Here is a 25235-nt window from a genome sequence, read left to right as displayed (position 1 = left end):
TTAAGAGATGCGGCCGTGAACCAGTTCGTATAAATAATAGCAGGATACAATCGTTAGGCCGGCCAGCACAAGCTGCTCCGAAAAGCTCCCCGTTCTCATATAAAGGGGCAGACGGAAGCGGATGGCGGACGGAAACAGCAGTTTAATGCCGTTGACGGTCCATGCGTCAAGTACAAGATGGCTCGCCATTCCGATCATCAGTCCGGCGGAAATGCTCGGATTCGGAATATAGGTTGCCGTAATGAAAAACATAATAAGCATAAACAGCAGGCTGTGTGTAAACGTTCTGTGGCCGAACACCGTGCTTACGATTTTGGACAGAACGGGCAGCGTCCTGCCGATTTTGCTTTTCGTATGGCATATGTCGGGAATCAGCGCCCCGAGGGCACCCGCTGAGGTCATAAGGACCGGATCATACCCGTAATAATACGCAATTGCGGAACAAGAAGCGATGCCTCCCATGATGTGTGTTTTTCCTGTCATTTTTCGCTTCTCCTTTTTATTTTTGCCAAAATCCCCTGAATTACAAATATATCAAGAGAATGCATGTTTGATCAACAAACTTTACCTGTTCCGCCAAAAGGAAGGAGACGCGGATTCCGCATATTCTGCCGCGGAAAAAGACACATTATAGGTGTACCTATATTTGATAAAGAGGTGATACAGATGGCTTTCTTTAACAAAGAAAAAGGAAAAAACAGCGATAAAAACAAAAACGTCATTCAAGGCGCGCTTGAAGACGCCGGTGCAGCTCTGAAAGACGATCCGCTTCAAGAAGCTGTTCAAAAGAAAAAAAACAACCGCTGACCATATAAGACGGGTAGGGCGAACGCTCTATCCGTTTTCCATCTAATTTTTCCCTTTGACAGATCTTTTTATCTCTGATAACCTCTGAGTAGAATTGAATGATAAAAATCCTCACTCTTTCTCGGTGAGGTAGAGGTTGCGCTTGATGATGAGTCGCACATGCCAGGCTGATAGGGGCCGCAAAACATGTGTTAAAGGCATCAGCGCCGAAGTGTAAAGAAAGCCGATCCTTCTTTATGCTGGGACTGTATCTGAATAAGTGCAGGACTGCCGCGTGCTTTTTCGCGGAGGGCTATCCGGAGATCAAGGGTGTGTGTGTTTCTTTAAGCATGGACTTTTGTTCAGGCTTTTTTTGCGTGTAAATATGATCTCGGGGTCTGGTCCGTACGAATGAACAACCAGGAGGTACAGGAATGGAACAGACGAAAAAATGGGGTTTTTGGTTATTAACGGCGTTTGTCGTAGGAAATATGGTAGGCTCGGGCATCTTTTCGCTTCCGAGTTCGCTCGCAAAAATCGCGAGCCCGTTCGGCGCCACATCGGCATGGCTTTTAACGGGAGCCGGTGTGTTAATGATCGCGCTGGTCTTCGGCCACTTATCCATCCGCAAGCCTGAGCTGACGGCGGGGCCGCAAAGCTATGCGCGTGCGCTGTTCAGCGATCGGAAAAAAGGGAATGCAGCGGGCTTCACGATGGTGTGGGGCTACTGGGTGGCGAGCTGGATCAGCAACGTGGCGATCATCACGAGCCTTGCCGGATATTTAACATCATTTTTCCCGATTTTAACGGATAAGCGTGAAATGTTTTCGATCGGCGGTCAGGCGGTTACGCTCGGCCAGCTGCTGACGTTTGCCGTATGTACGGTTTTATTATGGGGCACTCACACGATTCTCGTCACCAGCATTAACGGTGCGAGTAAATTAAATTTCGTCACGACGTTTTCAAAAGTATTAGGATTTATCTTCTTTATCATTGCAGGTTTATTTGTGTTTCAAACGTCGTTTTTCGATCATTTTTATTTTCCGGTTCAAACAGGTCCTCACACAGTTGAGGGAATCGGCGGACAGATCCACAATGCGGCGATTTCAACATTATGGGCGTTCGTCGGAATTGAATCGGCAGTCATTTTATCCGGGCGCGCCCGTTCGCAGCGCGACGTGAAACGCGCCACCATTACCGGATTATTGATCGCGCTTGGCATCTATATCATCGTGACATTGATTACGATGGGCGTGCTTCCGCATGGTAAGCTTGTCGGCTCGGAAAAACCGTTTGTTGACGTATTGTACGCGATCGTCGGCAATGCGGGAAGCGTCATCATGGCGATTCTGGCGATTTTGTGTCTGTTCGGAACGATGCTCGGCTGGATTCTTCTCGGCTCTGAAGTTCCGTATCAAGCGGCGAAATCAGGAGACTTTCCCGCTGCTTTTGCAAAAACGAATAAACAGGGCAGCCCGGTTGTGTCGTTAATCGTAACGAACGTGATGTCACAGATCTTTATCTTTTCAGTTATTTCCCGGACGATCAGTGACGCGTTTACGTTTTTAACGACGGCGGCGACGCTCGCTTATCTGATTCCGTATCTCGTTTCAGCGTTTTACAGCCTGAAGCTCATTTTTACGGGTGAAACGTATGACGAGATAAAGGGTTCAAGAGTAAGAGACGGTATCATCGCCATCCTTGCCTGCATTTATTCTTTTTATGTCATTATTACCGGAACGGCCGATTTAACGACCTTTATTCTCGGTATCGGGCTGTTCTTCGTCGGTTTGCTGTTATATCCTTTCGTCTCAAAGAAATTTGCAAACAACAGACAATCGGTATGACAAAAAGACATCTCACGTCTGTGAGATGTCTTTTTTTGTTTGCGGCAGCTGATTACTTTTTGACGGCATGTATATAATGAATGGTCTCGAATGCGGTTAAATGGTCAGTGCGTCCGCTGAAAAAACGGTCATTGACGTCCGCCGGAGATAAATGTTCATAAATAAGCAGACCTGATGATTCTAATATTTTTTCGATTTCTTTATAACTGAAACACGATAACATCGGTTCTCCGCTTGCTGCAGCCATTTTCACCATGTTTTCCACTCTGTTTGACAGTCCTCTTTCTTCAAAAAGGGACTCATCTGCATAATCAAACACGATAGAGCTTCCTGGCGGGACTTTGGCAAATAATTGTGTGAGCAGGCGGGCGAGATGCTCTTTCGTAAGATAGTATGACACACCGAGCAGGCTGAAAAAGGTTTTTTGGCGTGAAAAACCTTCCTGATAAAGACGGCTGAAAGAAAGCGAAGCGGCGAAGTCCATCGGTACAAAATGAAGATGATGGGGAATGTCGAGATTCAGATGTTTCAATCTGTTTATTTTGTCTTCCTGTGAAGCGGGATGATCGATTTCAAATATGTCTAAGGCGTTTGTCATCTCAGGATGCCTGAAACAGAAAGTATCGAGCCCCGCGCCAAGGATAACATACTGTTTGGCCCCGAGCTTCACTTCATTCAAAAGCACTTCTTCACAATATGCGGCACGGGCTAACGGTGTAGGAGACAGCTGTACTTGAGTCACCCATTTTAAGATGTCATTCGGTTGGCCTTGAAGCCTCTGTGCCATGTCTTTACTGAAAAATGATATACCTTGAGTCAGATGATCGCGGATGTCCGAATGCTCTTTTTCGGAAATCAGATCTTGTGCCATAAAATCATCAAATATCACCGGGGTGTCGTATTTACTGTGGTACGCCCTTCCGAAAGCGGACAGCAGGGAAGTCATACTCGCCTTGTTTTCTTTCATATAAAGATCCTCCGTTATTTACATCAATCTCCGGCCGGGAGAATCTTATTATACATGTTAATCCAAAAATGTAAATTATAGCATAAATAAATTTTTTGTCAAGTTTTAAGCGTAATAAAAAGCCGCTGTGACAGCGGCTTCGGGGTTACTTCGTTAAGCTTTTTGTGATGTAGTCGAGCTGGCCTTCAAGTGAGATCGGGTCTGAGAAATAGAAGCCGATCGGATCAATGCGGTAGACATGGTTTTGTTTGACGGCATCGAGGTTCTTCCAGATTGAGCTGTCAAGCACGCCTTTGTCATCACCGCCGGCCTGCCATGGCCCCATAAAGATGTAGTCTCCCGCGAAGTCAGGCAGTTTCTCGAGTGAAATGCTGGCGTAGCCCGGCCCTTGATTAATGGCTTTTTCCTGCGTCAGTTTTGTGGCCTTCAGCCCGAGTTTGTCATAAATGATGCTTCCGCCGCGGCCGAAGTCTTTACCGAATACATAGATGTCTTTTCCGTTTGTCTGCATGATGGAGATGGTTTTTGAGCCGACCGCTTTTTGAACCTTTGTTTTAGCGGCAGCGGTTTTCTTATCCCATTCAGCCAGCCATTTGTCTGCTTTATCTTCAGTGCCTGTCATTTTCGCAAACTCTTTGAATTGATCAATGTTGCTGAGCTTGTCATATTTAATGGCGATGGTCGGCGCGATTTTTTCCAGTTTTTCAATATCGGCGCCTTGTGTCGTCCAGACCACGATTAAATCCGGCTTTAAGTCAATGATTTTTTCAACGGACGTGCCGTCGCCGATGTTTGTCACACCTTTTGTTTTCCCTTTGTAATAAGGGTTTTTAAATACGTTTTGCGGCGCGCCGACAACATTGATGCCGAGCTGTTTAAAGTCGCCGTAGTAGCCGTCAGCCATGACGACGACCCGTTTCGGGTGCTTCGGAATTTTAATATTGCCGTTTTCGGCTTTATACGTGATGGTTTCTTCTTTTTCAGAAGAACCTTTCGTGTCTGAAGAATTGCCGCATGCGGCCAAAGCGGCGATGAGCAGCATGGCAATCAGCGCTGCGCCGATTTTCTTGTATGTATGGAACATCTGACATTCCTACTTTCATAAAAATTAGTGATAAAGAGAATCATTATCAGTGTGATTATATCACTGCTTTCATAGAGAAGCACCCTCTTTTTTAAGAAAAACTTTCTTTTTTTATATGAAATTAGGTCTATTAAAAGAGAAGATAAAAGTGCTATACTGAAACAAGTCATTGATAATCATTATCATTACCATTCTTGTTTTGAGAAAGGAAGAACGAGTGTTGGGTCTATTGAAAAAGAAACAGACAATGACGGCTCTAGGGGCATCAGGGAGTGAAATCCAGTGGACGGCGCGTTCATTCAGAGCGGCTGTGCTGCTGTGTGCCGGGATTGCGGTTTTATTGATCGGCGCGGCTCTGTCTGTTTCCATCGGAGCTGCCGATATTCATCTGCGGACGGTGTGGGATGCTCTCTTTCACTTTCAGCCGCAAAATACATCTCATCAAATCATACGCGATCTGAGGCTGCCGAGAACTGCCGCCGCCGCGCTCGTCGGGGCTTTTTTAGCTGTGTCCGGGGCGATTATGCAGGGGCTGACGCGGAACCCGCTTGCTGAGCCTTCCATTATGGGCGTGACGTCGGGGTCAGGATTTGCGATCGCATTGGCGTTTGCTTTTTTTCCGGGGCTCTCTGCCGCTGGGCTTGTTTTGTGGTCCTTTGCGGGAGCGGGAATCGGAGCGCTTATTGTGTTTGGCATCGGCCTGTTTTCAAAAGGCGGTCTGACACCGGTGAAGCTCGCGCTGGCCGGTACGGCAGTCGGCTATTTCTTAACGGGGCTTTCAAGCGCGATTGCGATCCGTTTTGATGTCGCCCAGGATGTGAAGTTCTGGTATGCCGGAGGAGTTGCTTCCGTGAAATGGGAAGGCGTGCAGCTGCTGTTGGCGGTCGGGGTTATCGGACTTTTGCTGGCATTTCTGATTGCGCGCTCAGTGACGGTGCTGAGCTTGGGTGAGGAGCTGGCCAAAGGGCTCGGGCAGTACACATCGCTTGTGAAAGTAATCGGAATGTTTGTCGTTGTCCTCTTGACGGGGGCTTCAGTCTCAGTCGCCGGAGCCATTTCTTTTATCGGCTTGGTGATTCCGCATATCACCCGATTTTTAGTCGGGGTAGATTACAGGTGGATCATTCCCTGTTCGGCGGTATTCGGCGCCGTTCTGTTAGTCTTCAGTGATATTGCCGCAAGACTCGTCAATGCGCCGTTTGAAACACCGGTCGGCGCTTTAACCGCCCTTATCGGCGTTCCCTTTTTCTTTTATTTGGCGCGCAGGGAAAGGAGAGGGCTGTAATGAATGTAAAATCGAAAAAACCGCTGGCGGTCATGGCCGTTACGTTTTTGCTCATATGCATCGTCTTTTTTATCAGCTTAAACATGGGCGTGATCCGGATTGCGCCTCTTGATACGCTACGTGTCTTTTTCGGACAGGGGGATGCCCGGGATCAGCTCGTTTTATTTGAATTCAGACTGCCGCGCATGGTGCTGTCATTGCTGGTCGGCGCCGGAATCGCAGTTTCAGGCGCGATTTTTCAAAGCGTGTCTCAAAATGACTTGGCGGAGCCGGGCATTCTCGGTATTAACGCCGGGGCGTCTTTGGCGGTCGTTCTGTTTATCTTCTTTTTCCAAGGATCAGCTGTTGATTTAAGCATGGCCGGTACATGGCTGCTTCCGGTGAGCGCTTTGGCGGGGGCTTTTCTGGCTGCGCTGCTCATCTATGTGCTGGCTTGGAAAAAAGGCGTTTCACCTGTCCGGCTCGTTTTGGTCGGGATCGGCGTCAATGCGGGGTTTAATGCGCTGCTCTTGATTTTTCAGCTGAAAATGGACCCGCGGGATTTCATGCAGGCGCTTGTATGGATTTCCGGTTCGATTTGGAACGCCAATTGGAAAATGGTGCTGTCTATTTTGCCGTGGCTGCTGGTTCTTTTACCGTTCAGCCTCTATAAAGCCAGGTATTTAAATGTGCTTCAGCTCGGTGATCAGCTGGCGGCGGGGCTTGGCACCCGGGTTGAAAAGGAGCGGCGCGTTCTGCTGATGTGCGCCGTTGCCCTGACCGCGTCATGTGTTGCGGCAGCCGGCGGAATCGCTTTTCTCGGACTCATTGCGCCGCATTTGGCCAGAAGGCTTACCGGACCGCGCCACCAGACGCTTATCCCGGTTTCGGCTTTAATCGGAACATTTTTATTTCTGCTTGCCGATACGCTGGCGAGAAATGTGCTTGCACCGTCCGAAGTTCCCGTCGGCCTGGTGATTTCCGTGCTCGGAGCGCCGTATTTTGTATATTTGCTGATGAAAACGAAATAGAGGAAGGAGACTGCCGCGATGAACTCATTATCGGCGGAACAGCTTACTGTCGGTTATGGTGACCGTTTGATAGCGAAAGAATTGGATATCGCCATCCCGAAAGGAAAAATTACAACGCTGATCGGTCCGAACGGCTGCGGAAAATCGACGGTTCTCAAAACGATGTCAAGAATCATGAAACCGAAATCCGGCGCCGTCTATTTAAATGGACAGGCGATCATGCAAAAATCCACGAAAGACATCGCCAAGGAAATGGCAATTCTTCCGCAGACGCCTGAAGCGCCGAGCGGGCTGACGGTGTACGAACTTGTTTCTTACGGCAGGTTTCCACATCAGTCCGGAATGGGCCGTTTGAGTGATAAAGACCGTGACATGATCAAATGGGCGCTTGAAGAGACAGGGATGGCCGAATTTTACGACCGGCCGATCGAAGCGCTTTCCGGGGGGCAGCGGCAGCGTGTGTGGATCGCCATGGCGCTCGCTCAAGAAACGGAGCTGCTGCTTCTTGATGAACCGACCACTTATTTAGATCTCGCTCATCAGCTTGAAATTTTGCAGCTGCTGGACAAATTAAACAAGGAGCAGGGCCGCACCATCTTAATGGTCATTCATGATCTGAACCATGCCGCCCGTTTTTCCCATTACATGATCGCCCTGAAAAAAGGGCGCGTCATCAAGGAAGGAACGGCGGAGGAAGTCATGACTCCCGGCATATTGGAAGACGTTTTTCAGATTGACGCACAGATTGTAAAAGATCCGCGCACGAACAAACCGGTCTGCTTAACCTACGATTTAATCCGGAATGAAAACGCAACGGTATAATGAAAAAAAACGCAGAGCCATTCCGGCCTGCGTTTTTTTATTGCGCCCGGGGCTGCTTTTGTCCGGAGACGCATTTATCCAAAACGAAAAAAACCCCCGCCACAATCAGCTCCTCCGTCGTTGACAGCCAAATCTTTTCAATCAGTTTATCCGTCGTATACGCGGTCATCCAGAGGAACAGCAGCTGAACGGTGCTGGCTAAAAGGAGAAAAGGCAGCCTGCCCGTCCCAAAAAAGGTAAAGCTATGTATCATCAGCCGCTCAAGCGGTTCAAAACATAAACCGAGAAGAATAAAAAGCACGGAAAAAAGCAGGACGTACGCCATCGATCCGTAGCTCGTCCCGGCTAATGAAAATACAGCCATCATCACGATAAAATACCCGAATAATACGGCAGCGGCTGCCAGGGCATACCGGAGCACATGAAGAAAAAACATTTTCGTCCCGTTTTGATTGATCATCTGTTCAGCTCCTTTTCACACAGAGGAGACTTGCAGAGACGGAACTCTGCAAGCCGGTGTGTGTCTTCAGCATTTCTTTTTGACGACAGGGTGTTTCTCTTTCGAAAGAATATCCGTAAAGTCTTTGCCCAGATCCAGATGCTGCTGGACGAATTTCTCAGGAAGCATGGCAAGCCATTGGTTCAGGGACACATCGGCATAGTGGTCATCCTTGAAGATTTCCAGGAAGACGAGCGGCTCATCCCCCAAATTCTCCACATAGTGGCCCATTGCGAACGGGACGTAACCGACATCCCCGGCCTGATAGTTAAATGTTCTTGCATGGCCGTCCGATGCAAAAACCGTCATCCGTCCTTTACCGGAAATATAATACTGCCATTCATGCGTATTCGGATGCCAGTGCAGCTCTCTCATTGCGCCCGGTTCGACCACGACAAGCGCTGAAGCGATCGTTTTGGACACTTTGAAGTTTGTGGAATCCGCGATATATACTTTGCCGCCGTCCGTCTCAGCAGTCGGACCTTCATCGAGCAGGCGGTAAGTGAACGGGTGAGGCACTTCGCCGTTCGGTCCTTCCACAATGTCATCTTTCAGCTTGCCGGGAACAGGCTCTTCAAAGATGTATTTTTCTTTCCCGGGCAGGCCGGCGAGGTCTTTTTCTGAAACACCGAAATTGTTGGCGATGACATCAAGCGGCGTGTGGGCAAGCCAGTCAGTTAATTGGAATGTGCTGTTTTCTGAGAAGGAACCGTCATCAAAAACCAAGAGGAATTCACAGCCTTCTTTCAGCGCCTGTATGGAGTGCGGCAGGCCTGACGGGAAGTACCACAGATCTCCTTCCTTCACGTCATCGATAAAACTGCGTCCCTGTTCATCAACGATCGTGACCCGCGCTTTGCCCGTCAGCATATATGCCCATTCCGCTTCTTTATGCCAGTGCAGCTCACGGATGGCGCCCGGTTTTAAACGCATGTTGACAGATGCCAGATTTTCAGAAATCGGCAGCTCGCGAACGGTCACCTCACGCGCGTATCCGCCCTTTTCCAGCCGGTTGTGCACATCTGAGAAAGAGAATTTCATATTATCCACTGTGCCGTGATCCGTTTCCGGCGGCGTCAGCATATCCGGGTTTTGGCGGTCTCTTTCAAGGTTGCGCGGAATCGTGACGGTCGCCCCTTTGTCTCCTCTGATCGGCTGCGGGATATTGCAGTTATTTTCTTTTGACATGTAAATCGTCTCCTCTCAAGCTTTGTTTTTTCAGAAAGAGAATGTGAAAGGCCTTTCGTTTTCCCTTCTGCTTTGTTAAGTGATGCGTTCCGATGAAAAGTCAACTTCGTGTGAAAATTAATTTTTCATTTTCTGATCTTTCAGTTCCGTCATCAGTTCGATCAGGGCGTCAAACTTCTTCTCAAACCGTGTGAGAAGATACATGGCAATCAGAGCCGGAAAGCCGAGATTGCCGATCTGTCTGACCGCTTCTTCTATAAAAACCTGATCCATTATCAGCCACCTCCTGACTTGACCTGCAGTCATGTATATAAGTGAAAGAAAGAGCGGCTCCTGTAAACCTGATATCGCAGTTGAGGGTCTTTTTTTTATTCCGGCAAAACCGGGACATAAGGAGTGCGGAATCTTAGTCGGAAAGGAGTAGTTTACTTTTTTTTGCTTTCTTTCATTTAATTTAAATAGGGGGCGGTTTTATGGACTATCAAGTTCTTTTACGGTCAAAATGCAAGGAAATTATGAAACATCCGATCGTTAAACATTTTTTAAGTGACCCAAAGCATTACGAGAAATTTAAAAATGTGCTGGAACATTCAGACGAGAAGGATGCAAAATCACTGGACGACCATTTTAAACAGTTTTATAAGGAAATCCGGATCATCAAATATATGAACTCTATGATCCGGATTTTCTCCATCGATTTTGACAAGCGCATCCGTAAAAATCAGAAGCGCTATCCGCTGACGGTGGATCAGCCGGAGGGAGGTGAAGCGCTTCCCTATGAAATGGGAAAAGACGCGTATGAAGAGTTTCTGCGGAAGCAGGGGGATTTGAGCCAGCATGTCCAAAACCGTGATTTATACGAAGCGCTTCAGACGTTAACCGATAAACAAAAAAGCGTGCTGACGAATATTTATCTTCACGGAGCGACGATGAAGGAGATTGCCGAGTCGCTGGGTGAATCACGGCAGAACATTTCCAATATTCATAAAAAAGGGCTCGACAATCTCAGAAAGCAGCTGGACAAGCAAAAAAAGGGGGAAAATAAGCAGTGAACGGGCCATTTGACTTCAACAAAGAGAACACAGATACCGACGAAATGGAACTTTTGATTTCGCGTTTTTCGCCAATGATAAAAAAAAAACTGAGCAATACATCATACCAGGAAAGAGAAGATCTTGAACAAGAATTGAAGATTAAAATAGTTGAAAAAGCGGACATGCTGTTATGCCAGGAAGTGCCGGGTTTTTGGGAATTTATACTTCATCTTATAAATGAAAGCTCCTGACAAAAGCGGCGGAATGATGGATATTCCGCTCTGACAACATGAGAAAAACGAGAAGAGATGTCCGGTCTCGTTTTTCTTTTCTGTTTCCCCGCAAGACCTCCGCACTAAAAAAGTACCAAATCTTATCCATATAATGATATGATGAAAAAAACAAAGAGAAAGGAACGTCCAAGGTGGAAAATGCGTCAATTTTAATTGTAGACGATGAGAAGGCGATCGTTGATATGGTCAAACGCGTTCTCGTCAAAGAAGGCTATCACAACATTAAGACAGCCGGAAGCGCTGAGGAAGCGATCGAGTTTGTTAAACATGAAACCGCGGATCTGCTCGTGCTGGATGTGATGATGGAAGGCATGTCCGGTTTTGAAGCATGCACCGAAATCCGGAACTATACCGACGCTCCGATCTTTTTTCTGACCGCCCGTTCTTCTGATGCGGATAAGCTGTCAGGATTTGCATTGGGAGCTGACGATTATATAACAAAGCCGTTTAATCCGCTCGAATTGGCGGCGCGGATCAGAGCGACGTTAAAGAGAACCTATAAGCGCGAAGAGAAAACGGCGGTAAAGACGTATTCATACAGCCATTTTTCCTATTCACCGCAAAACGCCGAGCTGATCGTCGGGGGCGAGCCCGTCAGCTGCTCCGCACAGCTTCTGCAATTGCTTCAATATTTCTGTGAACACCCTGATGTGGTGCTCTCAAAAGATCAGATCTATGAAAAAGTATGGGGATATCCGTCTTACGGCGACAACAACACCGTCATGGTGCATATCCGCAAGCTCAGAGAAAAAATTGAAAAAGACCCCAGCAATCCGTCTTATATTGTAACGGTGCGCGGCCTCGGTTATCGGTTTATTCCCGATCAAGGAGAAAAAGGAACCCGCTCATGAGAATGCGCGGAAAATTTCTGCTCCACTTTTTCGGACAGCTTCTGCTTGTCATCCTGCTGATGTCCGTTTTGGCCGTCGCTTCTTTCTTCTATTTGGATTGGCGTTTCAGCGAAGCGGAAGCCAATGCGGGACTGACCAAAGCGACCGCGGACTCGTTTGAAGCGTGGCTTGATAAAAACGAAGACGGCACATGGGATGTCGATGAATTTTTAAAGATGTCGGTCCGAAAGCAGAAGGGCTGGCTGCAGATCATTAATGATAATGAAAAAACGGACTACGCGTACAGAGTGCCGAAAGACGTCCCGAGCCATTACAGCAGAAAAGATCTCTTATCCATTTACCAGTACCGGAATTTTGACAACTACAAGCTGAATTACTGGACGGTCACGATAAATGATGAGACCTATTTGATTCTGTTCGGCTGGAAATCCGCCAGTGAGCAGCTTCTCACTTACATCGAATCACAGGAGCCATCCCTCGCTTCCCTTTCTCAATATAAAAAGAGCACGGTTGATTATATTAAACGGGAAAAAGGGGCGGTCTACCTTTTCGAAGACAGCGGCAGACTGCTCGGGGATATCAACAGCACGAAAAAAGAACGGAACACCGTCAATGAGCTTGAATTGCTGAAATACAGTTCCAAGCCGTGGAATTACAAACGGGAAATTTCTTTTAAAAGACTCGATAAAACGAAATGGATGGTCGCGTCGGTGCCGAACCCCGTGTACATCCCCGATCACGAGTTTAACAAATCATTTTTGAGAAATGTGATGAAAACACTCTTCCTCTTGATCGGAATCTTAGTATTTATGATCTGCATCCTGACCATCTGGTACTCTTTCCGTTTCGGCTGGCCGCTGTTTCATACCATCAAATGGCTTGTCAATTTATCAAAGGGCCGGCTTGAAGAGCCGAAGAACCGCAAAGGACAGCCGGTCAGCAAAAACAAAAAAGGCAAAACAAAACAGCCGTTCCGCTTTTTCGCCGAGATTTTCGAATCGATGGATCAGCTGACCGACACGCTGAAGCGGGATAAGAAAAACAGAGAAAAAATCCAGGCGACAAGGGAAGAATGGATCGCCGGGCTGAGCCATGACTTAAAAACCCCGCTGAGCACGATTTACGGCTACAGCATGATGCTTGAATCGAAGCAATACGACTGGACCCCGGAAGAAGTCAAAGAAATGGGGCAGATCGTCCGGGAAAAATCAGAATATATGTCCAAGCTGATTGAGGACTTAAACTTAACATACCGTCTCAAAAACGCGGCCCTCCCGATCGAACGGCGGCTGATCAACGTCGTGCCGTTTATCAGAAACGTCACGAACGATTTCACGAAAAACACGTTCTCGGAAGGCTATGACATCGCCTTTGAAACCAAAAAGGAAGACATTCTTTTCGCCATTGATGAAGCGTGGTTCCGACGTATTCTGGAGAATCTGCTGGCAAACGCGGTTAAGCATAATAAGAAAGGGACCGCCATTCGGGTCGTGCTTGAGGAATCAGCCGAACAGCTCATTCTGAAGGTGAAAGATAACGGAAGAGGAATGGACGACGAAACGATTCACCAGCTGTTTAACCGTTATTATCGGGGAACGAATACGAAGGGACCGTCAGAAGGAACGGGACTCGGGCTCGCCATTGCCAAGGAGCTGGTTCACCTTCATAACGGAACCATCCATGTCAACAGCAGAATCAGCGCCGGAACGGTGATTACGATTCTTTTTAAAAAAGATTGAGTTTGGACGCCGCTTTGTCGGGAATAACAATAGAAGACTGACAAGCAAAAGAGGTGTTCACACATGGAAGCAGCATTACGAGCAGATACGAGAGCAGTTATCGGAGAAGGCCCTTTATGGGACAAGGACAAGCAATGCCTGTACTGGGTGGATATACTGGGCAGCCAGCTGCATATCTTCACTCCGGCTGACGGAATCAACCGTTCCGTTAAATTCAAATCATTTGTCACGGCTCTGGCCTTGTATTCAAAGGAAGAGCTGGTGATGACGATGAAAGACGGTTTTTACCTGTACAATCTTCGGGAAGATACATTGACGAAGATGAAGCAGCCGAGAGACATGCGGGAAGATATCCGTTTCAATGACGCAAAATGCGACCCGTCCGGCAGATTATGGGCGGGAACGACGAGCATGGAAGGCAAAGAAGAGGAGGCTTCGCTGTACCGTCTGAATACGGACGGCAGCCTTGCCAAAATAAAAGACCAGGTCTCCACCTCGAACGGTTTGGATTGGGATCGGGACCGAAACTTGATGTACTATATCGACACTCCGACGCAGGAAATCGTCTGTTATGCATACGATCCTGAAACCGGAGCCGTATCAGATCCGAAAACGGTCTACCGCTTTCCAAAGTCGCAAGGATCTCCCGACGGAATGACCATTGACCGTGACGGAATGCTGTGGGTGGCTCTGTTCGGAGGCGGCCGTGCCGTCCGGATTGACCCGTTTTTGCATAAGGAAATTGCATCTATCGAAGTTCCGGCGAAATACGTCACCTGCTGCGCGTTCGGAGGCAGAGACTTGAACACGTTATACATTACGACCGCGACGGAAAAATTGACGGAAGCCGAAAGACTTGAGCAGCCGCATGCGGGCGGCCTGTTTTCAGCAGAGCTTGAGACGGGCGGCTGGGAGCCGGTTCCGTTTGCAGGCATGATGTAAAAAAAAGCCCTGGCATATGGGGAAGTCCCCATTGTGCCGGGCTTTTTCGTGTTAAATGGAGCGGATGATGCCGCCTTCAACCCGCTGTGCGGTGCCATTAATGGCAGAAGCCGCTGATGAAGCGAGAAATACAATCGTATTGGCGACTTCTTCCGGGGTTGCATAGCGCTGAATCAATGATGTCGGTTCATTCACTTTAAAATAATCCCGGACGAAGCTGTCTGTGTCTTCTCCGGCAGCCTTTGCGGCTCCTTCCATGTAAGAAGCGACGCCTTCGGTCCATGTCGGTCCCGGCAGCACGGAGTTGACCGTGACATTTGTACCTTTCGTCATTTCCGCCATTCCCCGGGACAAGCTGATTAACGCCGTTTTCGTCATTGAATACGGAATCATTTGCGCAAGCGGTTTGACACCGGCTTCACTGGAGATGTTCAGAATCCGTCCGCTGTTTCTCTCGAGCATTTGCGGCAGAAAACGCCGGCACAGGCGCACGGCGCTCATAACATTCACTTCAAAATACCGAGTCCATTCGTCATCAGACACCTCAGCGAAGTCTTTTACTTCAAAAAAACCGAGATTATTGACGAGAATATCGACTTCCCCGATTCCGCCGGCGCGCTTTATCAAGTCATCCGCCTCATCCTGACGCGATAAATCCGCAGCGATGCCGTGAACCGTTCCGTAAGCGGAAAGCTCCTCAACCGTCTGTTCCACAGTTTCTTTTTTTCTTCCGTTTATAATCACCTCGGCGCCTTCGGCTAAAAAGCTTTTTGCCGCAGCTTTTCCGATGCCTGAGGTTGATCCTGTAATCAACACGAGCTTTCGTTCAAGCTGTAATTCCATAATAATCCTCCTTTTCACACCATTGTGTAACAGTATACATGATGAATTTTAGTGTGTACGAACAATTTGCTTTCATGCAAAAAGGCCGGATATACAAGCCTTAAAGACTTATAGTATAATTACTGCGAAAAAAGGATACGAATGTCAAAGAGACAATCGTTTACCATAATCAGGGGGAGTTAAAAGAATGAAGAAGATCACTGCCGTCTGGGCGGCGCTTTTGGTCACCGCCTTTGTGATCGCCGGCTGTTCCGGCGCACAGGAAGAAGGAAGCGCGGCCAAACAAAAAGCCGTCTCAACCGAAGCATTCCCGGTAACCATTAAGGATGCCGCGAACGAAAAAGTAACCATAAAGCAGGCACCGGAAAAAATCGTTTCCCTCATGCCGAGCAATACGGAAATTACATACGCGCTCGGACTGGGAGATAAGGTCGCAGGCGTCACGACAAATGATACATATCCGAAAGAAGCGGTAAAAAAACCGAAAGTCGGAGATATGAATGTGAACGCTGAAAAAGTCATCGCGCTGAAGCCGGATCTCGTGCTTGCCCACGCGTCCTCTATGTCCGCTTCCGCCGATGCGATGAAGCAACTGAAAGATGCGGGCATCACCGTCTTAACGGTCAATGATGCGCAATCGTTCCAAGATGTGTACAAATCAATCAGCATGATCGGAAAAGCGGCCGGCAAAGAAAAGCAGGCGGATAAGCTGATCAAATCGATGAAATCCGACCTTTCCGGCATAGAAAAGAAAGCGGCGGCCATTTCTGAAAAAGACGAAAAGAAAGTATTCGTCGAAGTGTCTCCTGACGGCTACACGACGGGGAAAGGCACGTTTATGAACGAAATGCTTGAAGATATACACGCGAAAAACGCCGCCGGCAGCCAGACCGGCTGGGTTCAGCTTACGGATGAAGCGATTGTCAAAATGAATCCGGACGTCATCATTACGACAGACGGCGTAAAGGCCGCTGAAGTGGAAAAACGCGCCGGCTGGGGTGCCGTCAATGCGGTCAAACACCACAATGTCTATTCTGTTGATCCCGACCTTGTCACACGCTCAGGCCCGCGCCTTGTCAAAGGGGTCGAGAAGCTTGCAGAAAGCGTTTATCCTGAAACGTTTAAAAAGTAACCGCCCGCTGGCCTACACGGTCAGCCTGCTGTTTTTAGCCGTTTGTACGGCACTCGGCATTTCAATCGGCAGTCTGCATATTCCTTTATCCGACGTTTTTTGGATCGGGATCGGCCGGACATCCTCGGCTGACCCTATGAATGTAAATATTATGATGAATATCCGCCTGCCGAGAGTCGTTCTGGCTGCCCTTGTCGGAGCCGCGTTATCCATTGCGGGAGCGGCGTTTCAGGGACTTCTGAAAAATCCGCTCGCCGACCCTTATACACTCGGGGTATCTTCGGGAGCCTCGGCGGGAGCCGTTATCACCTTGTTTTTCGGCATTCAGATTCCCGTCATCGGCCGGTTCACACTACCGGTTGTCAGCATCGCCGCAGCCATTGCGGTCATGGCGGCGGTTCTGTTTTTCAGCCGCCTCGTTCATGCGTCGATGTCGGTTTCGACGCTCATTTTGACAGGCATCATCATGAATTCTTTTCTCGGGGCTCTCATATCGCTTGTGATCGCTTTAACGGGCAATGATCTGCTCCCGATTGTCCGCTGGCTGTTAGGAAGCGTGTCAATGAGGGGCTGGGGCTATGTCGCGCTGTTTCTGCCTTTTTTTCTGGCCGGGACGGCGCTTCTGCTTATCAATGGCAGAGAATTAAACATTATGACTTATGGAGAAGAAAAGGCAAGGCTGTTAGGCGTCAGTACGGGAAAAAGAAAATGGCTGATGATCGCCGCCGGATCTCTGCTGACGGGAGGAGCGGTTGCCGTCTCGGGGACGATCGGATTTGTCGGCCTTGTCATTCCCCACGTGACACGGCTTTTGTGGGGGACGGATCATCGCCATTTACTGCCGCTGTCAGCATTGACGGGCGCCGGGTTTCTCATTTTGGCAGATTTGTTTTCCCGCACCGTCATTGAGCCTGTCGAATTGCCGATCGGCATTATGACGGCTTTGGCGGGAGCGCCTGTGTTTGCCTTGATTCTGCTTCGCCAGCATCATGGAGGGAAACGCTTATGATCAGGGTGAGCAGCCTGTCCGGCGGGTACGGAGGCCGGATGATTGTGGAAGATGTCAGCTTTACCGCCGGAAAAGGTGAATTTGTCGGCATACTCGGTCCGAACGGCTCGGGAAAAACAACGCTGTTGAAATTGCTGACGGGAATGCTCTCTCCGTCAAAAGGCGAGGCGCTCGTAGCAGGCAGGCCCGTCGGCGGATACAAGCCGCGGGAACTTGCGAAAATCATGGCCGTTTTGCCGCAGCATACGGAGCAGGCTTTTACATTTACCGTTAAGGAAACAGTGTCTTTCGGCAGATACCCGTATCAAAAAGGACTCTTCAGACAGATGGATCAACATGACGAAGACATTGTCCGGGAAGCGATGGAAATGACGGGCATCGACCGATATGCGCAGCAATCCGTCCGCAATCTGAGCGGCGGGGAGCGGCAGCGCGTCTTTCTGGCGCAGGCGCTGGCTCAGCAGCCTGAGGTGCTGTGTCTGGATGAGCCGACGACCTTTCTTGATCTCAAATATCAAAAAGACCTGCTTGATACGGTGAAGCGGCTGACGAGAGAAAGAGGCCTGACGGTCATCAGTATTTTTCACGACCTAAATGCCGCAGGCCAATATTGTGATCAGCTCCTGATGATGAAAGACGGACGCGCTTTTCCGAAGCAGACGCCGGATCAGGCTTTGAAAAAAGAGACGATTGAAGACATTTACGGCATCACCGTCAGCGCTGTTGCCCAGCTATCGTCGCCGAAACCGCTGATCGCTTTCATGCCGGAAGCGCGGGAGGAAAGAGAGCCTGTCAACGTTCCGTTCGCCTCTCTGATAAACAAAAGCGGAAATACCGTAACGCTTCATACAGAACGGCCGTTCAGAATGTTGTCAACCGCATCTGACGGCCCGGGATTTTCGTGGAGCCGCCGGCTTTCCGGCTCAGCTGCCGCTGGTTTGATCTGCCGTACGTTTGATTCGGTCACAATTGCCGTGACTGCGCAGCATACCGTTTGGGTGCTGATCAGCGGACGTTTATCGGAACAGGGATTTGTACGGCTGTTAACGGCAGCGGCTGAAGCGAGAATGCAGGCTCTTTCCGGCAGACAGGCAAAAGGCGACATTGTCATTTGTGTCTTGCAGACAGGAGAGGCAATAGACGTCCCTCACGCGGAAAGAGCCGTCAGAAGAGGAACCGCGGCATGTGTAAAAGCGGCGGAAGAAGGAGGAATACAACGATGAAGCTGTATACGAAAACCGGCGATAAAGGACAGACAAGCCTGATCGGCGGCAGAACGGATAAAGACAGTCTGCGGGTTGAAAGCTACGGGACGATCGATGAGCTGAACAGCTTTATCGGGCTTGCGCTTGCGGAGCTTGATGATTGTGAGAATTGCGGTGATGTGAAAGCCGAACTCCGAAACATTCAGCATGAGCTGTTTGACTGCGGCGGCGACTTGGCGACGGTCACTGAACATAGAAGCTATACATTAAGAGAGACATCTATTTCCGCATTGGAAGACTGCATAGACCGTTACACGGCTGAAGCGCCCCCGCTTGAGAAATTTATTCTTCCGGGCGGGCATAAGGCGGCTGCTCAGCTTCACATCGCGCGGACCGTCACGAGACGGGCTGAGCGTCTCATCGTGAAACTCGGCAAAACAGAAGAGATAAACGATACGGTGATGCGTTACTTGAACCGCCTGTCTGATTATTTTTTCGCGGCGGCAAGAGCGGTTAACGCAAGACAGGGCGTTCAGGATATAGAATATGAAAGAAGCGCCGCGGTATTCCGTGATGATGAATAACGTTTTGTTCAGCCGGCAGCTGCAAGCCGGCTGTTTTTTTATAGAGATATCCATCAATTGAACCTTTATTGACAAGAGGAAAATGTATCTTATGCATTATTGACTGAAAAATTAAAAAATGAGATATTATAAGAAACATTGTAAAATAATGGGGGATTTGATAGATGGATACATATAATAAGAGCGAGAGCATCTGGAATAAAAATTTCACCCTTCTGTTTATCTCAAGGCTGGTTAAATTGTCAGGCGACGGTTTTGCCTTTAATTCCATTCTGTGGTTTTTGATTTTTGACGGGGAAGGCGCGATCGGCACGTCCCTGCTCATTGCGGTCACGTTCCTTCCGGAGGCGATGCTGGCGCCGATTACCGGGCCTTTTATGAAGCAGCATACGCTGAAATTCTGGATGTATTTCTCCGACCTGACGCGCGCGGCGGTCGTGTTGATCATTCCGGTCTGTTACTTTAACGGTTTTTCTCCTTTATGGTTTGTCATGCTTCTCATGATTGTGCATTCAGCCACGGGAGCCGCTTATAATCCTGCATCTATCTCATTAATCCCCAATATTGTCGGAGAAAGCAGCCTGCAGAAAGCGAATGCGGTCATCCAGTCATCAGGCCAGATCGTCAGGCTTGCCGCCATTACGCTGAGCGGGGTGTTCTTAACATTTATCAGTCCCGCTTATTCTTTGTTTATCGCTCTTATATTCTATCTTCTATCAGGTTTTCTCGTACTCTTTATGTCATACCAAGTCCAGCATGCCAAACAGGATCCAGTCGCCGTCAGACAGCGCGGGACGTATTTCGGAAGGCTCAAACGGGGTTTCGTTCTTGTCAGGAAACACCAGATTTTATACCCGCTCGCCATCTATTGTATCTTCATGAATTTTGCGGCCGCTCCGTGGGAGGCGCTCTCTGCCGTTTATGTCGCCGAAGATTTAAACATGCCGCCGATCATCTACTCGCTTTTGAAAGCGACAGGCACGGGCGGAGCCTTTTTAATGGGTTTTATTTTGGCTAAGGTGAAGGTGAACAAATACGGTCTCCTGTTTGTGTCAGCGGGAATCATAGAAGGAGCGGCATTTTTCATCACCGGCCTCAACACTTTTCTGCCGCTCGTCTTCCTCGCCGCATTTGCGTTCGGATCTGCCGTCAGCGCTATTAATGTGCCGGAATATACGATTATTCAGACATCTGTGGACCATGATGACCAGCCGCAAGTCTATGCCGTCATCCATATGATCTCAAACATATCCATTCCGCTCGGCGCGGTTCTTTGCGGATACGCGGCTAACGCCTTCGGTCCTGGAAAAGTCATTGCCGCAGGCGGTCTCGTTGAAGTCCTGTCCGGTCTCGGAATATTGTTCTTTACGAAGCTGGCCAAAGCCGAACGCTCAGATCTCATCAGGGAAAAAGAAGCGAGCATCAGAATATAGATTTTTCATAAAACGCCCTGCGCCGTCCGGTGCAGCGGCGTTTTTTTATGCGAAGGTCCGGGGGCTTATACGACTCCGGTCTGATATGAAAATCAATCTCTGACTCGTTTTGCCGGCCGCGGCATTTGTTTATAGTAAAGACAAGGAAAACGAAAGGAGGATCTGCATGAATATAAATGGTAAAACGGCAGGCGGCTTTCTGCTGATTGTGTTCGGACTTTCTGTCTTTTTCGGAGGAGGCCATTTCGCATTTATCATCCCGCTGGCGATCGGAGGCCTGATGCTTTACTGGGGAATCAAACGTTTTTCAAAAAGCCGGGCGGTATCGGGTATCATCGCGGGCGTCATCGGAGCTATGATTCTCGTCGGTTCTCTTCCATTTATCGTTGCGATCGGACTGGCCGGCGCCATGGTGTATTTCGGGTGGAAGATGATGAAGCAGGGCGGCTCAGACACCGCTTCCCGCCAGTATGAACCGGAAGCGGCATCACCGGGCTATCAATCCGGATTTGACTCTGAATGGGAAGAATTTCTGAAGAAAAAATAAGGAGGAAGACAAAATGGTCTTAAAAAGAATAAGAAATATGTTCGTCGCATCTGTTAACGAAGGGCTTGATAAATTAGAAAATCCGAAAGTCATGCTGAATCAATATGTGCGTGATATGGAAAGTGACATCGCTAAAGCGAAACAAACGATTGTCAAACAGCATACGATCGTCCATCAGTTTAAGAAAAAACAGGAAGACGCCTCCGAAACGGCGGCAAAACGGAAAAACCAGGCTCAGCTTGCTTTTGACGCCGGGGAAGAGGAGCTGGCGAAAAAGGCGCTGACTGAAATGAAATACCTTGAGGGAAAAGCGGCCGAACATGAAAAAGCGTATGAGCAGGCGAAAACACAGCTGGCAGAGCTGAAAGAGCAGCTGGAAACTTTAGAAACGCGCCTTCGCGACGTAAAGGATAAAAAACAGGCGCTCATCGCCCGCGCGAACGCGGCAAATGCGAAGGAACATATGAACGCTTCTTTCGACAAAATTGACAGCGAAAGCGCCTACAGAGAGTTCCTTCGAATGGAAAGCCGCATTGAAGAAATGGAAGTCCGCGTCAAATACGGCACTTCAGCTGAGGCGAACACAGAATACAGCCGCTCCCAATATTCAGACGAGGTGGAAGCTGAGATTGAAAAAATGCGCTCGCTTTCTCTGGAAAAAACAGAGCGTCAAAAAGCGGCTCATGAATAATGTGCACAAGGGAAGATCGGCGCGTTTACGCCTCTTCCCTATACGCACGTATCAATTCTCCGGCTTTTCCTTTATAATAAAATGAATGAAAAGGATGGAACGTAATGAAGCGTAAGATTGCCAAAGGACTGATGGCGGCGTCCGTTCTGATCTGCTGTCTGTTTTTGGTGAAAGAAGTGTTTGCCGGGCGTTTTTTTCCGCTGTACGAAACAGAAGCGGAATCGGCAAGCATACCGCCGCGTGCCGTCAACAGCCTGTCGGTTTCATCGGAACAGACGGATGTAAAAATCATCGCGGAAGCGCGGAATGATATCGCGGCAAACATGACGGGACCGGCGGGGAAAATGTTTGTCCAAAGCAGGGGAAAGACCCTCAATCTCAAAGCGAAGGAGAAAGGGTTCCAATTTCTGAATCTCTTTCAGCGCCCTCTGCTGATTGTCCGCATTCCGTATGATTATCATCGGGACATCACCGTCCATACATCAAGCGGCAGCATTGCCGTCGACGGAAACAAGGGGCTGTCTCTTGCGCACCTCGGCGTCCGTTCTGTAAGCGGGAATATGTCGCTGAAGCACGTGAAGACGGATGTGTTTGAAGCGAAGGGGCTGTCGGGCAATCTCACAGCAGCAGGCTTTGCGGCAAAAACGGGGGCTGTCCGCTTATCCTCGGGACATGTCGGGCTTCAACATGTGGCGGGCGCCCTTGACGTGCGGGTCGCTTCCGGCAGTGTCGACGCCTCGCTTGAGACGGCGGATGCTCCCGTATCCGTCAGGCTTGCGAGCGGCAGCGCAGCGATCAGCCTGCCGAAAGACGGAAGTTTTACGGTGAACGCCGAGACGGCAAGCGGAAGGATCCGGCCGTCTTATTCCTTTGAGAAAACGAGTAAGGAAGGCGGGGCATTTACCGGCATGAAAGGCAGCGGCGCCAGGCCGATTGATATAAAAGTGACGAGCGGCAATATTGCACTGCAATAGTCAAGGAAAGGAGGGGCAAGCAGCTGATGGCAAAAAAACAGATTCTCGGACTTATCATCGCCTTATTAGGCGTCAGCATGTTTTTGCGTATTATCGGCATCGGCGACTTCTTGTTTTGGCCGCTCTTTTTTCTGATTACAGGTTATATTTTTAATAAATATTCCCGCGGCTGGCTCGGCTCCGTCCTGTATATCTTTGCCGCTTTTTTATTTTTGAGGAACCTGTTCAGCGCCACCTTTAACCTGTTCGGCTATGCCTTCGCCGCCTTTCTCATATACGCGGGCTACAGGCTCCTGAAAGGAAAGCGCGTGTATGAACATAAAGAGAAGAAAATCAATCTTGAAAAAGAAGAGCAGCCAAAGTCTTCCGCCCAGACGGAAAGCAGACAGCCGGACCTCCGCAGCTTTTTTATCGGCGAGCTCCGGATGATGAAGGACCCGTTTGAGCTGAATGATTTAAATGTTTCCGGATTCATCGGCGATGTGAAAATTGATTTGTCAAAAGCGATGATTCCCGAAGGAGAAAGCACGATGACCATCAGCGGTGTCATCGGCAATGTCGATGTGTACGTCCCGCCGGATATCGAAGTGTCCGTCAGTTCATCGGCTTTTATCGGCGATATGAACCTGCTCGGCTCTAAGAAAAGCGGCATGAGCCCGAATCTGTATAAAGTATCGTCTGAGTACGGCGACTCGCCGCGGCGGATTAAAATTTCAATTTCGTTATTCATCGGCGATGTGGATGTGAAGTATTTATGAGGAAAAAATTACTCGCCAATATTCAGTGGCGCGCCATGCGGATGACCGCGGGACTCAGTCTGCTCCTTTGCGCGGTGTTTATTACGCTGATGCTGCTGTATTACGGGCTTGACCCGATGCTGCTGTTTTCTTCCGGCTGGTTCGGTATTCCGTTTGTGGTCATCCTGCTTCTGGCGTCTCTTTCGGCGGGGTTGATTTCCGGTTATGTATATGGCGGCCGCCTGAAAACAAGAATGGATACACTGATTGAAGCGGTTTTGAAATTTGAAAACGGCAATTTTGCTTATCGGGTGCCGCCGCTCGGCGATGATGAAATCGGTCTGGCGGCAGACCAGCTCAACGAAATGGCCAAGCGGGTCGAGCTCCAGGTCACATCGCTGCAAAAGCTCTCCAACGAGCGGGCGGAATGGCAGGATCAAATGAAAAAATCAGTCATCACTGAAGAACGCCAGCGGCTGGCGCGCGATCTGCACGATGCCGTCAGCCAGCAGCTCTTTGCCATTTCTATGATGACATCCGCCGTCTTAGAGCAGGTGAAAGATGCGGATGACAAAATCGTCAAACGGATTCGCATGGTTGAACATATGGCGGGGGAAGCGCAAAACGAGATGAGAGCGCTGCTGTTGCATTTGCGGCCCGTCACTTTAGAAGGAAAAGGCTTAAAAGAAGGGCTGATTGAGCTGTTAAAAGAGTTCAAAGCGAAGCAGCCGCTGGATATTGAGTGGGACATCAGCGATACGGGTGTGTCAAAAGGCGTTGAAGACCATCTGTTCCGCATCGTGCAGGAGGCGCTTTCCAACGTTTTCAGACATTCAAAGGCGACCAAGGTCACCGTCAGGCTCGGCGCGAAACATCAAAAACTTCAGCTTAAAGTCATTGATAACGGGGCGGGTTTTACGATGGATCAAGTGAAAGCATCCTCATACGGCCTGCATTCCATCAAGGAAAGAGCGAGTGAAATCGGCGGCATAGCGGAAATTATCTCCGTAAAGGGAAAAGGCACGCAGATCGACGTGAAAGTCCCGATTTATCAGAAAACAAAAGGAGAGAACGACAGTGATTCGAGTGTTACTGATTGATGATCATGAAATGGTCAGGATGGGTCTGGCCGCATTTTTAGAAGCACAGCCGGACATTGAAGTCGCCGGTGAAGCATCAGACGGGCAGCAGGGCGTCGATCTGGCCGCAGCGCTTTTGCCGGATGTGATTTTAATGGACCTTGTCATGGACGGCATGGACGGCATCGAAGCGACAAAACAGATCTGCGCGACACTCAATGATCCGAAAATCATCGTGCTGACGAGCTTCATTGATGACGACAAAGTGTATCCGGTGATCGAAGCGGGAGCGCTCAGCTATTTGCTGAAAACGTCCAAGGCGGCAGAAATAGCCGAAGCCATCAGAGCGGCTGCCAAGGGCGAACCGAAGCTTGAATCGAAGGTGGCTGGAAAAGTGCTGTCAAGGCTGCGCCATTCAGAGAATCAGCTTCCGCATGAAACGCTGACAAAAAGAGAACTGGAAATCCTCTGTCTCGTCGCGGAAGGCAAGACGAATAAAGAGATTGGTGAAGAGCTGTTCATTACGATTAAAACGGTGAAAACCCACATTACGAATATATTGTCAAAGCTTGATGTCAGTGACCGCACGCAGGCAGCCGTATATGCCCACCGCAATCATCTCGTGACATAAGAAAAGGAGAGCGGCGCCAGCAC

At 49.0% G+C, this 25235-nt stretch carries 28 protein-coding genes and 1 riboswitch; of the genes, 21 read left to right on the top strand and 7 right to left on the bottom strand.

Annotated elements, in window-relative coordinates:
• Positions 1 to 483, bottom strand: coding sequence for a metal-dependent hydrolase (locus tag JNUCC21_RS17475; protein WP_003151759.1), 483 nt, complete (start codon positions 481 to 483; stop codon positions 1 to 3).
• 183 nt (positions 484 to 666) lie between these two features.
• Here JNUCC21_RS17475 and sspJ point away from each other — a divergent pair, with 183 nt between their 5' ends.
• Both sspJ and JNUCC21_RS17465 read left to right on the top strand, forming a co-directional pair.
• Complete coding sequence (gene sspJ, locus JNUCC21_RS17470; protein WP_007410034.1) at positions 667 to 807, top strand: small acid-soluble spore protein SspJ; 141 nt, start codon at positions 667 to 669, stop codon at positions 805 to 807.
• Between the two features lie 122 nt (positions 808 to 929).
• A riboswitch (Lysine riboswitch) is annotated at positions 930 to 1110 on the top strand.
• A 110-nt stretch (positions 1111 to 1220) separates the two neighbouring features.
• Positions 1221 to 2633, top strand: coding sequence for an amino acid permease (locus JNUCC21_RS17465; RefSeq protein WP_007613722.1), 1413 nt, complete (start codon positions 1221 to 1223; stop codon positions 2631 to 2633).
• Between the two features lie 52 nt (positions 2634 to 2685).
• On the opposite strand, the gene JNUCC21_RS17460 is transcribed toward JNUCC21_RS17465, so the two are convergent.
• Positions 2686 to 3600 (bottom strand): class I SAM-dependent methyltransferase, encoded by a 915-nt coding sequence (locus tag JNUCC21_RS17460; RefSeq protein ID WP_369878365.1) that lies wholly within the window; start codon positions 3598 to 3600, stop codon positions 2686 to 2688.
• Between the two features lie 145 nt (positions 3601 to 3745).
• Positions 3746 to 4684, bottom strand: a complete 939-nt coding sequence (locus JNUCC21_RS17455; RefSeq protein WP_012118425.1) for an iron-hydroxamate ABC transporter substrate-binding protein — start codon at positions 4682 to 4684, stop codon at positions 3746 to 3748.
• Positions 4685 to 4931: 247 nt separating this feature from the next.
• Between JNUCC21_RS17455 and JNUCC21_RS17450 the strand changes: the two genes are divergently transcribed.
• From JNUCC21_RS17450 to JNUCC21_RS17440, 3 genes are read left to right on the top strand one after another with little or no spacing between them, the layout of a single operon-like run.
• The gene (locus JNUCC21_RS17450) at positions 4932 to 5969 is read left to right on the top strand and encodes an iron ABC transporter permease (RefSeq protein ID WP_031378357.1); all 1038 of its coding nucleotides are present in this window, start codon (positions 4932 to 4934) and stop codon (positions 5967 to 5969) included.
• On the top strand, positions 5969 to 6979 hold the full coding sequence (locus JNUCC21_RS17445; protein WP_369878363.1) for a FecCD family ABC transporter permease: 1011 nt from the start codon (positions 5969 to 5971) through the stop codon (positions 6977 to 6979). Before JNUCC21_RS17450 ends, JNUCC21_RS17445 begins: the two co-directional genes overlap by 1 nt.
• 18 nt (positions 6980 to 6997) lie before the next feature.
• The gene (locus JNUCC21_RS17440) at positions 6998 to 7801 is read left to right on the top strand and encodes an ABC transporter ATP-binding protein (protein ID WP_150941415.1); all 804 of its coding nucleotides are present in this window, start codon (positions 6998 to 7000) and stop codon (positions 7799 to 7801) included.
• A gap of 37 nt (positions 7802 to 7838) precedes the next feature.
• Here JNUCC21_RS17440 and JNUCC21_RS17435 read toward each other — a convergent pair whose 3' ends face one another.
• The 3 genes from JNUCC21_RS17435 to JNUCC21_RS17425 all read right to left on the bottom strand — a co-directional run bounded on the left by JNUCC21_RS17435 (position 7839) and on the right by JNUCC21_RS17425 (position 9761).
• On the bottom strand, positions 7839 to 8261 hold the full coding sequence (locus JNUCC21_RS17435; protein WP_015240564.1) for a regulatory YrvL family protein: 423 nt from the start codon (positions 8259 to 8261) through the stop codon (positions 7839 to 7841).
• 66 nt (positions 8262 to 8327) lie between these two features.
• The gene (locus JNUCC21_RS17430; RefSeq protein WP_150941414.1) at positions 8328 to 9488 is read right to left on the bottom strand and encodes an oxalate decarboxylase family bicupin; all 1161 of its coding nucleotides are present in this window, start codon (positions 9486 to 9488) and stop codon (positions 8328 to 8330) included.
• 117 nt (positions 9489 to 9605) lie between these two features.
• On the bottom strand, positions 9606 to 9761 hold the full coding sequence (locus tag JNUCC21_RS17425) for a YvrJ family protein (protein WP_012118419.1): 156 nt from the start codon (positions 9759 to 9761) through the stop codon (positions 9606 to 9608).
• Positions 9762 to 10003: 242 nt separating this feature from the next.
• Between JNUCC21_RS17425 and JNUCC21_RS17420 the strand changes: the two genes are divergently transcribed.
• The 5 genes from JNUCC21_RS17420 (at position 10004) to JNUCC21_RS17400 (ending at position 14347) form a co-directional block, all read left to right on the top strand.
• Positions 10004 to 10540: a sigma-70 family RNA polymerase sigma factor gene (locus tag JNUCC21_RS17420; protein ID WP_087920805.1), complete on the top strand. Its 537-nt coding sequence runs from the start codon at positions 10004 to 10006 to the stop codon at positions 10538 to 10540.
• Positions 10537 to 10773 carry a sigma-O factor regulator RsoA gene (gene rsoA, locus JNUCC21_RS17415; protein ID WP_003151778.1) on the top strand — a complete coding sequence of 79 codons (237 nt, stop codon included), beginning with the start codon at positions 10537 to 10539 and terminating at the stop codon, positions 10771 to 10773. Before JNUCC21_RS17420 ends, rsoA begins: the two co-directional genes overlap by 4 nt.
• A gap of 173 nt (positions 10774 to 10946) precedes the next feature.
• Positions 10947 to 11666: a response regulator transcription factor gene (locus tag JNUCC21_RS17410; RefSeq protein WP_003151779.1), complete on the top strand. Its 720-nt coding sequence runs from the start codon at positions 10947 to 10949 to the stop codon at positions 11664 to 11666.
• Positions 11663 to 13405, top strand: a complete 1743-nt coding sequence (locus JNUCC21_RS17405; protein WP_369878362.1) for a sensor histidine kinase — start codon at positions 11663 to 11665, stop codon at positions 13403 to 13405. Before JNUCC21_RS17410 ends, JNUCC21_RS17405 begins: the two co-directional genes overlap by 4 nt.
• Positions 13406 to 13468: 63 nt before the next feature.
• On the top strand, positions 13469 to 14347 hold the full coding sequence (locus tag JNUCC21_RS17400; RefSeq protein WP_150941412.1) for an SMP-30/gluconolactonase/LRE family protein: 879 nt from the start codon (positions 13469 to 13471) through the stop codon (positions 14345 to 14347).
• A gap of 51 nt (positions 14348 to 14398) precedes the next feature.
• On the opposite strand, the gene JNUCC21_RS17395 is transcribed toward JNUCC21_RS17400, so the two are convergent.
• Complete coding sequence (locus JNUCC21_RS17395; RefSeq protein ID WP_150941411.1) at positions 14399 to 15190, bottom strand: SDR family NAD(P)-dependent oxidoreductase; 792 nt, start codon at positions 15188 to 15190, stop codon at positions 14399 to 14401.
• 187 nt (positions 15191 to 15377) lie between these two features.
• Between JNUCC21_RS17395 and JNUCC21_RS17390 the strand changes: the two genes are divergently transcribed.
• The 11 genes from JNUCC21_RS17390 to JNUCC21_RS17340 all read left to right on the top strand — a co-directional run bounded on the left by JNUCC21_RS17390 (position 15378) and on the right by JNUCC21_RS17340 (position 25212).
• Positions 15378 to 16322, top strand: a complete 945-nt coding sequence (locus JNUCC21_RS17390; RefSeq protein ID WP_012118415.1) for an ABC transporter substrate-binding protein — start codon at positions 15378 to 15380, stop codon at positions 16320 to 16322.
• On the top strand, positions 16285 to 17331 hold the full coding sequence (locus JNUCC21_RS17385) for an iron ABC transporter permease (protein WP_025285248.1): 1047 nt from the start codon (positions 16285 to 16287) through the stop codon (positions 17329 to 17331). The genes JNUCC21_RS17390 and JNUCC21_RS17385 overlap by 38 nt, the downstream gene beginning before the upstream one ends.
• The gene (locus JNUCC21_RS17380) at positions 17328 to 18554 is read left to right on the top strand and encodes an ATP-binding cassette domain-containing protein (protein ID WP_199022144.1); all 1227 of its coding nucleotides are present in this window, start codon (positions 17328 to 17330) and stop codon (positions 18552 to 18554) included. The genes JNUCC21_RS17385 and JNUCC21_RS17380 overlap by 4 nt, the downstream gene beginning before the upstream one ends.
• A complete protein-coding gene (locus JNUCC21_RS17375) occupies positions 18551 to 19120 on the top strand; it encodes a cob(I)yrinic acid a,c-diamide adenosyltransferase (RefSeq protein WP_007410054.1) in 570 nt (189 codons plus the stop codon). Before JNUCC21_RS17380 ends, JNUCC21_RS17375 begins: the two co-directional genes overlap by 4 nt.
• Positions 19121 to 19284: 164 nt before the next feature.
• A complete protein-coding gene (locus JNUCC21_RS17370) occupies positions 19285 to 20553 on the top strand; it encodes an MFS transporter (protein WP_012118411.1) in 1269 nt (422 codons plus the stop codon).
• A gap of 166 nt (positions 20554 to 20719) precedes the next feature.
• Positions 20720 to 21100, top strand: a complete 381-nt coding sequence (locus tag JNUCC21_RS17365) for a protein liaI (protein WP_369878361.1) — start codon at positions 20720 to 20722, stop codon at positions 21098 to 21100.
• 13 nt (positions 21101 to 21113) lie between these two features.
• Entirely contained in the window at positions 21114 to 21791 is a 678-nt protein-coding gene (gene liaH / locus JNUCC21_RS17360) for a stress responsive protein LiaH (RefSeq protein WP_007410057.1), read from the top strand.
• Positions 21792 to 21895: 104 nt separating this feature from the next.
• Positions 21896 to 22765 carry a DUF4097 domain-containing protein gene (locus tag JNUCC21_RS17355; protein ID WP_012118410.1) on the top strand — a complete coding sequence of 290 codons (870 nt, stop codon included), beginning with the start codon at positions 21896 to 21898 and terminating at the stop codon, positions 22763 to 22765.
• A gap of 26 nt (positions 22766 to 22791) precedes the next feature.
• Entirely contained in the window at positions 22792 to 23523 is a 732-nt protein-coding gene (gene liaF, locus JNUCC21_RS17350; RefSeq protein ID WP_032876580.1) for a cell wall-active antibiotics response protein LiaF, read from the top strand.
• A complete protein-coding gene (liaS, locus tag JNUCC21_RS17345) occupies positions 23520 to 24602 on the top strand; it encodes a two-component system sensor histidine kinase LiaS (protein WP_003151796.1) in 1083 nt (360 codons plus the stop codon). Before liaF ends, liaS begins: the two co-directional genes overlap by 4 nt.
• The gene (locus tag JNUCC21_RS17340) at positions 24580 to 25212 is read left to right on the top strand and encodes a response regulator transcription factor (protein ID WP_059367854.1); all 633 of its coding nucleotides are present in this window, start codon (positions 24580 to 24582) and stop codon (positions 25210 to 25212) included. Before liaS ends, JNUCC21_RS17340 begins: the two co-directional genes overlap by 23 nt.
• Positions 25213 to 25235: the final 23 nt, after the last annotated feature.

It is taken from the genome of Bacillus sp. JNUCC-21, from assembly GCF_041222765.1.
GTDB lineage: Bacteria > Bacillota > Bacilli > Bacillales > Bacillaceae > Bacillus > Bacillus velezensis.
Note: the sequence above shows the minus strand (reverse complement) of the source record. Positions and strands in the feature narration are given on the sequence as shown.